Consider the following 15634-nt stretch of genomic DNA (forward strand, 5'->3'; position numbering starts at 1 on the left):
ACCCTTACCCTAAAAGCATACCTATTTGGTAGATTTTATTTATACATTCTAACATAGATAACTATTTATTGTCCATTAATTCACTGTTTTCTTTTTTAACATAAGAAAAAACTGTCTAACATGACAGTTTTATATCTTTATTTAAGTTTTGTAATGTCTACTAATGATGTGTCTCCACTATGACGTTTTTCTAAACTTGTAATTAATGCTGCTGCAGTATCTAATGATGTGAAAATTGGGATACCTGCTTCTACTGCAAATCTACGAATTACAAATCCATCTTTTAAGTTATCATTTCTAGTTGGAATATCAATAATTAAGTCCACTGTATCTGTTAACATTAAATCAAATAATGTATTTGTTTTTGCATCAATACGATTTACGAAATTGACTGGTACTTCATTTTCTTTTAAGAAGTTATAAGTACCTTCTGTAGCATATAAATCATATCCAAACATATAGTATTGTTTTGCAATAGGTAAGAATTCTTCTTTTGCACTATCTTTTACTGTACAAATAATATTCTTTTTCTTAGGTAAACTAACACCTGAACCAATGAATGCTTTGTAGATAGCTTCATCATAGTTTGTTGAGATACCTAATACTTCACCTGTTGATTTCATTTCAGGGCCTAAGCTAATTTCAGCACCTTTGATTTTTTCAAAAGAGAATACTGGCATTTTAATTGCGATTGTTTCTTTTTCTGGTGCTAAACCATAAGCATATCCTTGTTCCCCAATAGATTTACCCATAATAACTTGTGTTGCAACATCTACTACTGGAATATCTGTTACTTTTGAGATGTATGGAATTGTTCTACTTGAACGAGGGTTTACTTCGATTACATATACTTGATCTTGGTATACGATAAATTGAATGTTAATTAAACCAATAACATTTAATTCTTTTGCAAGTCTTGCTGTGTAATCTACAATCGTATCTTTCATTTCTTGTTTGATTTTTTGAGTTGGATAAACTGAAATACTATCTCCAGAGTGAACTCCAGCACGTTCCACATGCTCCATTACACCAGGAATTAAAATTCCATGTTCATCACAAATAGCATCTACTTCTACTTCTTTCCCTGCTAAGTATTTATCAATTAAGATTGGATGTTCTTGGAATTGACGGTGGATAATTTTCATGAATTTTTTAATATCTCCATCGTTTAAAGCAATTTCCATACCAGCTCCACCTAATACATAAGAAGGTCTTACTAATACTGGATATTGTAATTCATTAGCAACTTTAATAGCTTCTTCTGTTGTAAATACTGTTGATCCTTTTGGACGAGCAATTTTACAATTTTCTAATACTTGATCAAATCTTTCTCTATCTTCTGCTGCATCTACATCATCTGCAGATGTTCCTAAAATCTTAACACCCATATCCATTAATGCTTTTGTTAGTTTGATTGCTGTTTGTCCACCAAACTGTACAATAGCACCATCTGGTTTTTCAACATCTACAATACTTTCTACATCTTCTGGAGTTAATGGTTCAAAATATAAACGATCCGCAATATCAAAGTCTGTACTTACTGTTTCAGGGTTGTTGTTTACAATAATTGTATCATAACCAGCTTCTTTTAATGCCCATACACAATGTACTGAACAGTAATCAAATTCAATACCTTGGCCTATACGAATTGGTCCAGAACCTAATACCATGATTTTTTTCTTAGTTTGTTGAGGAGCTACTTCATTATAACCACCATGTACTGAGTAGAAATAAGGTGTTGATGCATCAAATTCTGCTGCACAAGTATCTACTACTTTGTATGCTGAAGTAATTCCATTTTCTTTACGCATTGCGTGAATTTCTTTTTCTGTTTTATTTACAAATTCTCCAATAACTTTATCTGGGAATTGTAATCTTTTTGCTGCTTTTAATAATTCTATATCAAGAGGTGTTGTTTTTAATGTTTCTTCCATTTCTACTAAACGTAAGATTTTATCAATAAACCAAACATCAATTTTCGTAATTTCATTGATTTCTTCGATACTAATTCCTGCACGAAGAGCATGAGCTACAGCAAAGATTCTTTGATCATCAACATCTTTTAATTTTGTTCTTAAAAAATCAACATCTTTCCCATCTAATTCAGGTAAGTATAAATGATAAACATTTTGTTCTAAAGAACGTAATGCTTTCATTAATGCTCCTTCAAAGTTGTTACAAATAGACATTACTTCTCCTGTTGCTTTCATTTGTGTTCCTAATGCTCTAGAAGCATCTACAAATTTATCAAAAGGCCATTTTGGAATCTTACATACAATATAGTCTAATGTTGGTTCATAAGAAGCATATGTTTTTCCTGTTACTGCATTTATGATTTCATCTAATGTATATCCTAAAGCAATTTTGGCTGCTAATTTAGCGATTGGATACCCTGTTGCTTTTGATGCAAGTGCTGAAGAACGACTTACACGAGGGTTTACCTCGATAACACAATATTCAAAGCTTTCTGGATGTAGTGCATATTGTACGTTACATCCACCTTGGATATCTAAGGCAGTAATAATATTTAATGCTGAAGTACGTAACATTTGATATTCTTTATCTGATAAAGTTTGACTTGGAGCTACTACGATACTATCTCCTGTATGAACTCCTACAGGGTCTAAGTTTTCCATATTACATACGGTAATGCAGTTTCCAGCACTATCTCTCATTACTTCATATTCGATTTCTTTCCAACCTGAAATACAACGTTCAATTAAACATTGTGTAACACGTGATAAACGTAATCCATTTGAACAGATATCATGTAGTTCTTTGCTATCATAAGCAATCCCTCCACCTGTTCCACCTAGTGTATAGGCAGGTCTTACTACTACTGGATAACCTATTTCTTTTGCAAATTCTAAAGCATCATCTACATCTGTTACTACTAAGCTGGCAGCACATGGTTCTTTGATATCTTCCATTAATGTTTTGAATTCAAGACGGTCTTCTGCTTTTTTAATTGTATCTGTGTTTGTACCAATTGTACGTACATTATTTGCTTCTAAGAATCCTTCATCCGCTAAAGCCATTGCAATATTTAATGCATTTTGACCACCTAATGTTGGTAAAATACTATCTGGTTTTTCTTTAATAATTAAGCTTTTTACAACAGGTACCGTTAAAGGTTCGATATATACTTTATCTGCAATATCTTTATCTGTCATAATTGTAGCAGGGTTTGAGTTAATTAATACTACTTCTAACCCTTCTTCTTTTAAAGCACGACATGCTTGTGTTCCAGCATAGTCAAACTCTGCTGCTTGGCCGATAATAATTGGTCCTGAACCAATTACTAAAACTTTTTTTATACTTGTATCTTTTGGCATATTATTGGACCTCCATCATTTTCATAAATTCTTCAAATAATGCGTCTGTGTCTAAAGGACCTGCGCATGCTTCAGGGTGGAATTGAACTGTTTTTATATTTTCTTGTGTGTATTCCATACCTTCTATTGTTTTATCGTTTACATTTACAAACCATGGTTTTGCGATAGTACTATCGATTGATTCTGGATTGATAACATAGTTATGGTTTTGTGTTGAAATATATACTCTTCCTGATACTAAATCTTTTACTGGATGGTTAGCACCGTGATGACCATATTTCATTTTTTCTGTTTTAAAATCATGTGCCAAGGCCATTAATTGATGTCCTAAACAAATCGCAAAAATAGGTGTTTTCATTTTACGTAATGCTTTGATTTCTTCGATGATTTCTACGCATTCAGCTGGATCTCCAGGACCATTTGATAACATGATTCCATCAACATTTAATTCTTTAATAACACTAGCTTTTGTACTAGCAGGAACTACTGTTACTTTACATCCTCTTTTTACTAAACTCTTAGCAATATTAGTTTTTGCTCCAAAGTCATATAAAGCAATATGTTTTGAACCTTCTCCTAATGTATAGATTTCTTTACATGTTGTTTGTTCTACTACACCTGTTACAGTAAAGGCACGAATTTTTGTCAACACTTCTTGTAAATCTTCATAATAAGTTGTTGTGATCATACCATTCATACACCCTTGATTACGAATGATTTTGGTAATATGACGAGTATCAATTCCTTGAATACCAGGAATTCCATTTTCAATTAGATAATCTTCTAAATCAATATTTTTTCTAAAGTTACTTCCTAGTCTAGCAAGTTCATTTACAATAAACCCTTCTACATGTGGTTTACTAGATTCTTGATCTTCTAAACATACTCCGTAATTTCCAATTAAAGGATAAGTCATAACTACTGATTGTCCTGCATATGATGGGTCAGTTAGTACTTCTAAATATCCTGTCATTGAAGTATTAAATACAAATTCACTAATTACTTCTTTTTGTGCTCCAATGCTTTCCCCAGTGAATACACTTCCGTCTTCTAAAATTAAGTATGCTTTCATGTCCTGCTCCTTTCAAATGCCATAAAAAAACATATCTATAAGATATGTTAACTATAAAAACAATTACAAAAGAATGGTAAAAAATATGTCTTCACAAATACATTATCTGATTCTTTAACCACCTTGATATATGCGTTCATACTCTTACCTCCTTTATTTTATCTTTGTTATTATACATCTACTTTTTACTACTATCAAGATATTTTTACATTTTTTGAAATAATGACAATTTACCTTGTTTTCACGGATAGAATAAGTTATTGTAGTTACAGGTTTTAGGGGAGGATTATTTTGGATAAAAATTATAAAAGAACTATATTTATCTATTTTCTAGCAATTTCATTTATTGCTTTGGGATCTGGTATGAGTGATGTGGTACTCGCAAATTACTTTAAAGATGCTTATAATGTTACCACACTACAAAGAGCGTTTATTGAGTTTCCTAGAGAATTACCGGGGGTTATTGCTATTGTAGCAATTTCACTATTAGGTAGATTTGGAGATATTAAAACAGCTGCAATATCACAAGCTATTTCCGCTATTGGAATTTTAATATTAGCCGTCTTGCATCCTAGTTTCTATACTATGACTGCAATCTTATTTATTTTCTCAATGGGAGTCCATATTTACCTTCCATTACAAGATAGTCTTGCAATGTCTATCATGGGGCATGATGAAGAAAATATTGGGAAGAATGTTGGGAAGTGTCGAGGTATCTATACATTTTTCTCATTGATTTCTGCTGCTGCTATTTTTATTGGATTCCGTACAGGTTTCTTTGATTTTACTGATGCTACTATTGTTAACTTTGTTTTTGCAGGTGCATTTTTCTTAGTTGCTTGCTTCTTGTTTTTGATTTTATCAAACCGTGTTCCATCATCAAGAGTCAAGCCTACAAAATTTATATTCCGTAAAGAATACAAATATTATTATATATTAGCCATTATGAATGGTGTTCAAAAACAAATAGTTTATGTTTATTCACCTTGGGTCATTATTGAAATTCTTGGTAAAGGTGCTGATACTACTTCTTTATTAATTATGGCCAGTTGGTTATGTGGAATATTCTTTTTACCTTTCTTAGGTAAATGTTTAGACCGTTTTGGTATCCGTACGATGTTATATGCTGATGCTTTATCCTTTATTTTAGTCTATGCTGTTTTTGCATTTATAACTTACAATTTATATGTTGGCAATTTCTCAACAACTGGTTTTGCTATGCTAGCAACATTTGCAGTATTTATCTTTGATAGAATGTCCTCTCAAATGGGATTCATTCGTTCTGTTTATCTTAACAATATTGCAAAAGATAAAGAAGAAGTTCTTTCAACTATTTCTTTTGGTTTATCTTTAGATCATGTTGTTGCAATATGTTGTTCTTATATTTGTGGTATTATTTGGACAAATTATGGACCACACTATATTTTTATATTAGCTGCTTCCTTTTCCATCGTGAACTTGGTTGTTGCGAAAGTAGCACCTTTAGACAAAAGATAGGCAATGCCTATCTTTTTTTATCTTGCATAACCTTCTATTTTTCCTTCAATCACCTGATCAAACATCAATACTCTTATTGGATAAGACAATGATACAAAATAATCAGAAATATCATCATATGTTGCACTTTCTTCAATTACAATATCATATCCTAATTCCTGAGCACTATCAATACAACAACTAATAACATAGTCATTATAGTTTGATGATTGGATTTGTTGTAAGACAGCACTATGATACTCTCTTGCATTTTGTATTTGTAAATTGACATCAATAAAAGTTCCTGAAAACAATGTTAAAATAACAATACATAATAAACCAATTGATACACTAAATATATTTTTCATATTTTATCACTCCACAACGAAGCTACAACTAACTTCTGTTTTTAAATCATACTCATCATACACAACAAATCGAACATCATAACCACCTTTTTGTGTCGTATCTACTTCTCCATACATAATCACACTATCTTTTAAAGACTCTCCTGAAGAGCTCTTGGCTTCCATAATATAATTGTAATAATTAAAAACACTATTCCATTCAATAGAGCTACTACATTCCACTAATAATGTTGGTTTTTCTAACTGATCTATATATTGGTAATCACCAATAATAACACTTCTATCTTCTAAAATTAAATCACTAGCCTTTTCCATTAAAAGAGGAATCGTTGTAAAAAAGAAACTAACTACCAATATGGTAAGTATCGTTTGTCCAAATTGGGATATTTGTAGTTTCATAAACCACTCCCTATTAAATGAAATATATTATATTTTATAATCTCAAAGCCAACACCATATAATAAATATTTTATTAACGATAGCACCACCATCGCACCAAGACACGAAACAACTGTCATCCCATATTCTTCGATAAATAATTTCATATCAAAATCCTACATACTGCCCATATATAGCCAGCAGTGCCCTTACTACGATAGTGGAAACCATAATCACAATTACTACTTCCCCAAATTCACTTATCCACTCTTCCATTTATGCCACACTTGTCAGAGACATAAAAGAAAGCAAAATAATTACTAGATCAATCATTAACTTAAAGGTAGCTAATAACATTGGAATAGCCATTATAAAAGCTACTCCTGCTAATCTATCCTCATTTTTCATTGTTTCTGCTTTTTCTAACATCTCTTGATTCCTTTTAATAAGTGCTGTGATTTGTATTTGTATTTCACGCATTGGTAAAGATTGGATGGAGTATAGCATACTCATTGCATTTTGAATGTCGGGAATTTGATATTCTATTAAAAATTCACGATATGGTTGAATACTATCTGGTGTTTGTTGTATATCTTGGACTAAATTACGGAGTGGGTTTCTTAAGATATAAGGTGCTTCATTTATTGATTCTTGTAACGCTAATGGTACTACTAATGTTTGTATTTGTAATGATATATCTCTTAACCATAAAGGAAAAGTCTTTTGAATATTTCGATATACTTTTCTTTTTCTTTCGTGTTGTTTGAAAAACTCTAAAAAGAATAGCACTATAATCATCAATAAGCTTAGAATAAAATAGATAACTTTTTGTTGGAATATTCCATAAATAAGCAAAGGTATAACAAAACATGCTTGTACAAATATCCGTTTCAAACTACTTTTTATCGTAAACTTTTGAATGAACGACTCTACTCTTTGCATTTCAAAACTATCATCATTTTGATCATTAACTAACCAATTCCCATGTAATTTACTAAAAACGATTGCCATCATAAAAATAAGTGCTAAAAATAAAATAGTCGTAGATACTAAATATCCTATATTTTCATTTAGTACTACTAACTCACTAGGTACCATTAATGTCATTGTTCCTGCTACCATAAAACTTAAAAAGATAGATAAGATGATTTTCATTTTTAATGATTGTAATTCTTTTTGATAACGATAGGTTCTACTAACCCATTTATGAATATCATCTAATAATACATCAATTGCATATTGGTACTTCCCTCCATTCTTTTCAACTGACAAAAAGAAAGAATGCATTGCTTGTACCCTTGAACTAGGAAATGAGGATTCAATATGTAGAAAAGCATCTTGATAACCTAATCCACTAACATCTTCTTCAATAATAAGAATTGCTTCTCTTATTATATTTTGAATCGATGGATCAATTAGTTCTTCTACTGTTCTTAGGCAATCTAATATTTTAGGTGTCTTTTTAAATGCAAAAATCATTTGTTCCAAGTAGCCTACTACATATTCAAATCTTTTATTTTGATAGAGAAATCGAAACTGTGCTATAACAATAAAAGGAAACGAAATAACTGTTCCTAATAAAATGACAAGATGACATTCCCAAGTTAATTTAAAACACATTGCAATAAGAGCTATTATTAAATAAAAGACGAATAATTGAATGATAAATTTCTTAAATGAATATTCATAACCATATCCTTTGATTGTTGTTTTAAAATGTTCAAAGCTAAAAAATTTCCATTTATTCAATAACTTTATTTTCATTTTTTCTCCCTCCTTTATATAAAGGATTTTCTACTTTGTTTTCTTTAAATTTACGAACAAAACTTATTGGTATTTTTCTAGTCAAAAACTTTCCATCACGATAAAGCATCACTACTTTATTCTCCCCTTGTTCTCGATCAAACAAACATACTTCATAAATTTGACGAACAGTACTATTATTCTCTTGTGTTCTTCTAACTAAAACACCAATATGGAAAAAAGAATAAATCGTATTTTCCATATCTTCTCCTTGTTTACCTAACATATTCATAATTCTTTCCGGTATATTTTGAGCTGTATCTACATGAATGGTTGTAATACAACCAGTTCCTGTAGAACTGCTTTCTAATAAATATTGTACTTCCCTACTTCTTGCTTCACTTAATAAAATCCAGTCTGGTCTTTGCCTTAGTGATGTTTTTATGGCTGCACTATATGTGAAATCTTCATCCACCTTAAATTCAACACAGTCATGACCAGGATTAATGCTTGCATATCGTAATTCTAGATTATCTTCTATCGTTATCACTCTTTGTGTGGAGGAAATAAATTGGGTTAAATATTTTACGTATTCTGTTTTCCCACTACCAGGGATCCCACAAACAATAACCGACATCCTAGACTTTATGCATGCTTGCATAAAGTCATCTAGTTCTTTTGTACAATAACCATTTTGAATACTTTCTTTTGTTATTTTACGAACTGGCGGAGTCTTTCGTATTGAAATAGAATAACCAGTATTTGTCACGGAGTCATGAACTACCGATATTCTTAGTCTATCTGTTTCTGCTTCTAAAAGAGGATAATATTTATTAAAATTCTCATTTACAAGATTGGATAGTTTTTGACAGAATACAGATACAAATGTTTCATTTAATTTATCATCGACACTGTATCGACCACATTCATCATCTATCCACAAATGATGCCCATTCCAGTTAATATCAGTAATACCTTCATCTTCAATATAAGGCAACAGATCTCCGTAATCCTCTTTTCTCAAATGTAGGTACTTCATTTTTACTCGCCGTCTGAAACTTCTATATCTGTTGTTACTTCAGTGAAGAAATTATCAATAATATCTCCATAATATCCTTCTATTGGTTCTTTAAATGCACCGACAATACTTATCAATATTACAATAACTAATACTACTACACATGTTGAACCATATTCTTCTATAAATGCTTTCATTTCTTTCTCCTTGACGTTCTACGTCTCTTTTATATCATCTATAATCATTGTTTGTTTGGAATTAACGGTACCCGTTTTCCCATCAATGTATTGAAAATACATTGTTACTTCTATCGATAATAATCCTTTTTCATAATCCACTCCATAAATAACAAACTCTACTTCACTATCTGAATTTATTTGTATAAAGAAGTTTCTAGCAAACTCACTAATTAATTCTTCATTAGATTCAATGGGGTAACGTTGATCATCTAATACTTTTAAAGTTTGTTGGATGGCAGTAGTAAGTGCTAAGTCTACTTCATTTTGGTGATTGCTTTTGATATGAATGGTGCTTAAAAATAAAATAGTAATGATTGTAATAATCATCATGCAAAATCCCTGGATACATGTTTTCATATTATTCTCCCATAAAATTTTCTACAAAATATTGATTAGTATTAGACGAGGGGGCTGTCTGTAGTACCCATTCTTTTATATCTTGTACAGATTGACTATTATAATAATATGTTTTGTAACTAGACTCTTCTAACGTTTCTTCTAATAAGTCAAAGTATTCCTTATTTTGCCATATTGATTCTTCTTCTAAAGAATCAATATAATCTTCACTTATAAAACGTATAAAGGATGTTTGCTTTATTTCACTGCTATCTTGATAAATATAAATTGTATCTGTTTGTTCTACTACTTTTTGATAACTATCGCATACTTGATAAACTACTTCTATTGTTTTGGTTGCTCCATCTTCTAGTACCGTATTAATGGTTGTTGGATTTTCTACCACCGTTCCATCGTCATAGATTACTTTAGTAACTATGATACTGTCACTAATATCACCATCTTCCTTATCATATGCTTTTATTTTTTCTAGCACATCTTCTATCGTTACATCCCATGAGGATAAAAACCATCTTTCCATACTTTCAATTTCAGGTTCTTGATTTACAAGTATCTTTAAGTAATAATATGTTTTTGACATTCCTAAATCTTGTACTGATAAAATCGCATTATAAATACCGGCACTCATAAATTCGTTTTGGGAATCAAAGGAACTAAGTGTTATTTTGTTGGTAATATCACCATCTTCATTATCATATGCTTCAAAAAAGTCAGTAATATTTATTTCATCTCCTAATTGAACAACAAAATAGATATCATCTAAAAATGGTGCTATTTGACTGGTGGTTACATACTCTTCATCCATAATTGGACCGGTTATTACAGGGGATGTATTTTTCCACATAGCATACAAATAAGCATTCGAATTGGCACTATACGTACTTCCAGGTAAGTATTTTGTTCCGGTCCCATAATAGTTGGTATTCCAACTATCAAACAAATAACCTACTTTTGTTGGTTCAATCAAAGAAATAGTTTCATCTATTCCATACCACTTCTTTTGAAAGCTTGGAGCTCCTGAACCACCAGTTGCACTATATTGAATATAATAACTATCTCTACTTACATTTATCGTTAAGGGATCACCATAATACTTTAAAAAAGTATCACATATCCATCCTGTAGTCCCTGATGCACTTGCAACTACTCGATACCTTGAATCACTATATCCTTCTTCTTTATACTTAATTTCATACCAATATACTTTATTATCCACATCATAATATGTCTCACCTGTCATCGTACCATTTGCAACAGAATAAATATCTCCTGGTGTATAGTATAAATCTGCTCCATCTTCATTTGTTGCTATTGCACCTGTTTTAGAAGGCTCTTCTCTAACAAAGAGTCTCGTTTGATCTGTATATAACATTGTATTTATTTGTGTTGTACTAAACTCTATAGTATACCCATCATTATTAATCGAACTCAATGGTGCCATATAGGAAATATCAATCGTTGCATAGGATCTATTTTGATGTAGAATTTGAAGTGTTAAATGATACTCTTCATCGGTAGTACTCGTAATATCACTCATTGCAACTTCGAAATGAAAACCTACATCTTGATAATAACTATACGTATCATTTAATGCTCGATTAAGTTCTGTATGATCAATATAATAATCTAACTTATCTTGATACGTAACACCATTTACTATTAGCTCATAGTTATGCATATTAGACGATACCCCTTTGGTTGTATAATCAAAAGCATCATTATTTTCATAAGCATATCCATATACATGCATAGTTCCATCTACTATCTCCATCAAATTAATCCGATAAGTAAGATCATTTCCATCACTCGTATATCCTCCACCAGCCTGTACATGTAGGATATTCATAGACCAAAACAACCCAAATACCATTACTGCAAACAATAGTTTCCTCTTCATTATCTCCTTCCTCCTTTTCCAACCAACGATAATAACGTAGTCTATTGTTGTTCATTCGATTATTTTCTCAAAAATAATCGAATACAACTATTATCTACGTCATTAAGATATACGTAAGTTAAATAAGAATTACTTTTTAAAAATAAAAAAAAGATAATCTTTCGATTACCTTAGTTAATTCTTTCAATTTTATATCCTAAATCAATAAACTCTTGTAAGATAGCATCAATATGTGCATTTCCATTTGTTTCTACTGTTACACGTAATTCCACTTCTGAAAAACGAGCAAAGTTTTTAAACTGATTATGATCTACACCAATAACATTCGCGCTTAGTTTCGCAAGTATTTGTGAAACTAATTGAAGTTGCCCTGGTTTATCTGGTAATTGAATAGAGAATGTGAAAATTCTTCCTCTAGCAATTAATCCTTTATTAATCATAGAAGAAATAGTCATCACATCAATATTCCCTCCACTAATAACAGATACTACTTTTTTATTTCTTTCTTCTATCTTTTTCAATCCTGCTAAAGATAAAATACCAGAACCTTCTGCTACTAATTTATGTTTTTCTACTAACATTAAAAAAGCATCCATTAAATCATAATCACTAACTGTTACTACTTCATCTACATATTGTTTAATATATTCAAAAGTACTAGCACCTATTTGACGAACAGCAGTCCCGTCAGCAATCGTATTCACTTCTTCTAATAAAACTACTTGGTCTTCTGCAATTGCTGCAGCAGCACTAGCAGCACCTTCTGGTTCTACACCAATTATTTTTATGTTTGGATTTATATTTTTAGCTGCACAAGCAATCCCTGAAATAAGTCCTCCTCCACCAATTGGTACTAAAATAACATCTACATCTGGTAACTCTTCTAATATTTCTAAAGAGATTGTTCCTTGTCCTTCAATAACATCCTCATCATCAAAAGGATGTACATAAGTATATCCATATTCTTCTTGTAAAAAAACCGCATGTTTGGCAGCATCATCATAAACCTCTCCATGCAATACTACATTTGCACCATGACTTTTAGTTGCCTCAATCTTAATCAAAGGTGTATGACTAGGCATAACAATAGTCGATTGAACACCTAACTTTTTAGCTGCATACGCTACTCCCTGCGCATGATTCCCAGCCGAAGAAGCAATTAATCCTTTTTGCTTTGCTTGATCATCTAACTTAACTATTTTATTATAAGCACCACGTAATTTAAATGCCCCTGTTTTTTGTAAGTTTTCTGGTTTAATATATACATCATTTCCACTTTCTAATGAAAAAGCTTCACTATGTATTAATTTTGTTTCCTCTATTACTTCATCTACCCTCTTTTTTGCAGCTTGAAAATCTTGTAATTCCAACAAAACAATCCCCTCCTTATTTTATACAAGTATAGCATAAAAAAATATTGATTTACATCAATATTTTTAGGATTTCTTTTTTATTTGTTTTTGTTTATGATCATACTCATAATTATTAAGTTCTAATTTATTCATTATTACTTGATAGTCTTCATCATATACTTCAACAATTGTTTCTAAAGACATGTCATCATCACGTAGCTTTGTATTTAGTATACTTACTAACATTGCAATATCTTTTGGTAACATTATATTTCACCCTTTTCTTGTAACATTTTTAAACAATGATAAATACCTTCTTCATCATTACTAGTAGTAATATAATTTGCTTTCTCTTTTACTTCCTCTACTGCATTTTCCATAGCCACACCAAATCCAGCAAATTCAATCATACTAAGATCATTATACCCATCTCCAAAAGAAATTAACTCTTCTTTTGTAATACCCATCTCTTTCATCAATGCATCAAGAGAAGCACCTTTATCAATCCCTTCTGCCATTACTTCAATAAAGAATGGTGCAGAACGATAAATACTCAATACCCCTTGATAAGGAGCTTTGAATTCATCAATAATACTAGCTACATAACTAGGTTCCCCTGTTAACAATACTTTATTACGACTAGTATCTACTACCTTCTTAAAATCATCAATATGACAAATAGACATTCTTGTTATTTCACTTTCATAAAGAACATATTCATCTTCTCCATCTTCACTAAGAATATTCGTATCATTATAACTAAGTGCACATAAATGATATTCTCTAGCACGATCAAATATTTCATCAATCAACTCTTTTTTCACCACTTTATCATATACACACTCCCCACTCATAAACTCTTGTACATTCGCACCATTATAAGATAATAAATATCCCCCATACTTATCCATCCCCAATTCTTTTGCTTCTGCCATTAAACCAGGAGTTGGTCTTCCAGATGCTAAAATAATTTTCACACCCTTACTTGCAAGCTCTATTAACATCTCTTTTGTTTTTGGTAAGATTTCTTTTTTATTCGATAGTAATGTTCCATCAATATCCAATGCAATCGCTTTATACTTCATCTCTTTATCTCCCTAATTTCATTTCTATTAATTTTATAAGTAAATCTGTATCTTTTTTCGTTCTTTTTGAATAATGGGTAGAATATCCTTTTTTTCTCTCTTTTTGTCCAATATGACGTTGCATCAAATACATATCAATATTATCATTTGTCACTTCAAATCCTCTAGGATTAATCACATCACTCCCCTTTGCTAGAACCAAAGCAGATAAACCATAATCTTGTGTTATTACTAAATCACCCTTTTGACATTCTTTTACAATCGCTAAATCAACTGCATCATTACCTGGATGAATCCCTACAACCTCACTATATTCATCCTCTATCTCATGATTATAATCACAATAAATAATCACTGGAACTTCTTGTTTCCTTGCTACCTGTACTATTTCCTTACGATCAGGACAAGCATCCCCATCAATTATAACTTTCATTATTCCACCACTATCTTTCTAGATCTTTGTACATTATTCCCTTGAGAATTAGTAACAGCATAAATCACTTCATAAAAACCAGCTTGTGATGTATCAACATCATTTTTTATAATCACAATTTCACCAGTAATATCATTTCCTAATCCATCACTTGCACTAACTCCTGCTAATGGATCAAAATAACTTCCTATTTCAATAGTCACTGTATCAACACCACTAAATGAAGGAATATTGTTATTATCACCAACATTTATTTTGATACGTAACGTTGTAGAAGAATTATTAGAAGCATCTCTTACAACAATACTTTCAATATAAGTACCCTCTTCTAAATATGTTTTTGATTCTATATATTCTTGTCCCTCTAAAAAATAAACAGTATAATCCATTGACTCATCACTTACAACTACCAAATCACTAGCAATCAATGTTGCTCCAGTAGCAACATTGACTTGTACAGACAATAAGCTTGCAGTTGGGTTGGTAGTATCTATCACTTGAATAGTAAAAGGATATTCTTTCCCTAAATAAATAATAGTGCAATTATAAGTACCTACTTCATTCATCACAGCACTAAGATTCAGTTCCGCATCTTCTTTTACTTGATCACTAGCAATAATATAATCACCAATATTTGTAGATATTTCTGACTTTCCATATTCATATACAAATGTATCTTTTTTTAGTTGAATCTCCTCAATATTTGTAGTTAATAAGAGTAACGAACAGCTACAAACAATAAAAAAAGTACTTATACACATAATAATTTTATTTTTCATGCTATCGCCCCCTTTAGGTTTCATTATAGCATATTTTTTAAAAGTACCATACTTTTAAGTATTAAAAATTGCATTTCATATGAAAAAAGTAGGTTTCCCTAC

16 protein-coding genes are annotated in these 15634 nt (G+C 31.0%); 1 reads left to right on the forward strand and 15 read right to left on the reverse strand.

Features of this window, described 5'->3' with window-relative positions:
- Positions 1–137 precede the first annotated feature (137 nt).
- Positions 138–3335, reverse strand: coding sequence for a carbamoyl-phosphate synthase large subunit (gene carB, locus LRR82_RS08995; RefSeq protein WP_249029092.1), 3198 nt, complete (start codon positions 3333–3335; stop codon positions 138–140).
- 1 nt (position 3336) lies between these two features.
- Positions 3337–4407 (reverse strand): carbamoyl phosphate synthase small subunit, encoded by a 1071-nt coding sequence (locus LRR82_RS09000; protein WP_249029093.1) that lies wholly within the window; start codon positions 4405–4407, stop codon positions 3337–3339.
- A 291-nt stretch (positions 4408–4698) separates the two neighbouring features.
- On the opposite strand from LRR82_RS09000, the gene LRR82_RS09005 reads away from it, so the two are divergent.
- A complete protein-coding gene (locus LRR82_RS09005; RefSeq protein WP_249029094.1) occupies positions 4699–5904 on the forward strand; it encodes an MFS transporter in 1206 nt (401 codons plus the stop codon).
- 17 nt (positions 5905–5921) lie between these two features.
- Here the strand turns inward: LRR82_RS09005 and LRR82_RS09010 are convergent, their stop codons facing one another.
- The 13 genes from LRR82_RS09010 to LRR82_RS09070 form a co-directional block, all read right to left on the reverse strand.
- Positions 5922–6251: a hypothetical protein gene (locus tag LRR82_RS09010; protein ID WP_249029095.1), complete on the reverse strand. Its 330-nt coding sequence runs from the start codon at positions 6249–6251 to the stop codon at positions 5922–5924.
- Between the two features lie 6 nt (positions 6252–6257).
- Positions 6258–6650, reverse strand: a complete 393-nt coding sequence (locus LRR82_RS09015; protein ID WP_249029096.1) for a hypothetical protein — start codon at positions 6648–6650, stop codon at positions 6258–6260.
- Positions 6647–6796, reverse strand: a complete 150-nt coding sequence (locus LRR82_RS09020; protein ID WP_249029097.1) for a hypothetical protein — start codon at positions 6794–6796, stop codon at positions 6647–6649. Before LRR82_RS09020 ends, LRR82_RS09015 begins: the two co-directional genes overlap by 4 nt.
- A 109-nt stretch (positions 6797–6905) precedes the next feature.
- On the reverse strand, positions 6906–8393 hold the full coding sequence (locus LRR82_RS09025; RefSeq protein ID WP_249029098.1) for a hypothetical protein: 1488 nt from the start codon (positions 8391–8393) through the stop codon (positions 6906–6908).
- Complete coding sequence (locus tag LRR82_RS09030) at positions 8371–9411, reverse strand: ATPase, T2SS/T4P/T4SS family (RefSeq protein ID WP_249029099.1); 1041 nt, start codon at positions 9409–9411, stop codon at positions 8371–8373. Before LRR82_RS09030 ends, LRR82_RS09025 begins: the two co-directional genes overlap by 23 nt.
- Positions 9412–9413: 2 nt before the next feature.
- Positions 9414–9587, reverse strand: coding sequence for a hypothetical protein (locus tag LRR82_RS09035; protein WP_249029100.1), 174 nt, complete (start codon positions 9585–9587; stop codon positions 9414–9416).
- Positions 9588–9605: 18 nt separating this feature from the next.
- Complete coding sequence (locus LRR82_RS09040) at positions 9606–9986, reverse strand: hypothetical protein (protein WP_249029101.1); 381 nt, start codon at positions 9984–9986, stop codon at positions 9606–9608.
- A 1-nt stretch (position 9987) separates the two neighbouring features.
- A complete protein-coding gene (locus LRR82_RS09045; protein ID WP_249029102.1) occupies positions 9988–11883 on the reverse strand; it encodes an InlB B-repeat-containing protein in 1896 nt (631 codons plus the stop codon).
- A gap of 170 nt (positions 11884–12053) precedes the next feature.
- Positions 12054–13256: a threonine ammonia-lyase gene (ilvA, locus tag LRR82_RS09050; RefSeq protein WP_249029103.1), complete on the reverse strand. Its 1203-nt coding sequence runs from the start codon at positions 13254–13256 to the stop codon at positions 12054–12056.
- Positions 13257–13319: 63 nt separating this feature from the next.
- On the reverse strand, positions 13320–13502 hold the full coding sequence (locus tag LRR82_RS09055; RefSeq protein ID WP_249029104.1) for a DUF4250 domain-containing protein: 183 nt from the start codon (positions 13500–13502) through the stop codon (positions 13320–13322).
- Complete coding sequence (locus LRR82_RS09060) at positions 13502–14320, reverse strand: Cof-type HAD-IIB family hydrolase (protein ID WP_249029105.1); 819 nt, start codon at positions 14318–14320, stop codon at positions 13502–13504. The genes LRR82_RS09055 and LRR82_RS09060 overlap by 1 nt, the downstream gene beginning before the upstream one ends.
- Before the next feature lie 4 nt (positions 14321–14324).
- Entirely contained in the window at positions 14325–14753 is a 429-nt protein-coding gene (locus LRR82_RS09065) for a YaiI/YqxD family protein (protein WP_249029106.1), read from the reverse strand.
- Positions 14753–15532, reverse strand: coding sequence for an immunoglobulin-like domain-containing protein (locus tag LRR82_RS09070; RefSeq protein ID WP_249029107.1), 780 nt, complete (start codon positions 15530–15532; stop codon positions 14753–14755). The genes LRR82_RS09065 and LRR82_RS09070 overlap by 1 nt, the downstream gene beginning before the upstream one ends.
- Positions 15533–15634 lie beyond the last annotated feature (102 nt).

This window comes from Tannockella kyphosi (assembly GCF_021054785.1).
GTDB classification, from domain to species: Bacteria; Bacillota_I; Bacilli_A; order Erysipelotrichales; family Coprobacillaceae; genus Tannockella; species Tannockella kyphosi.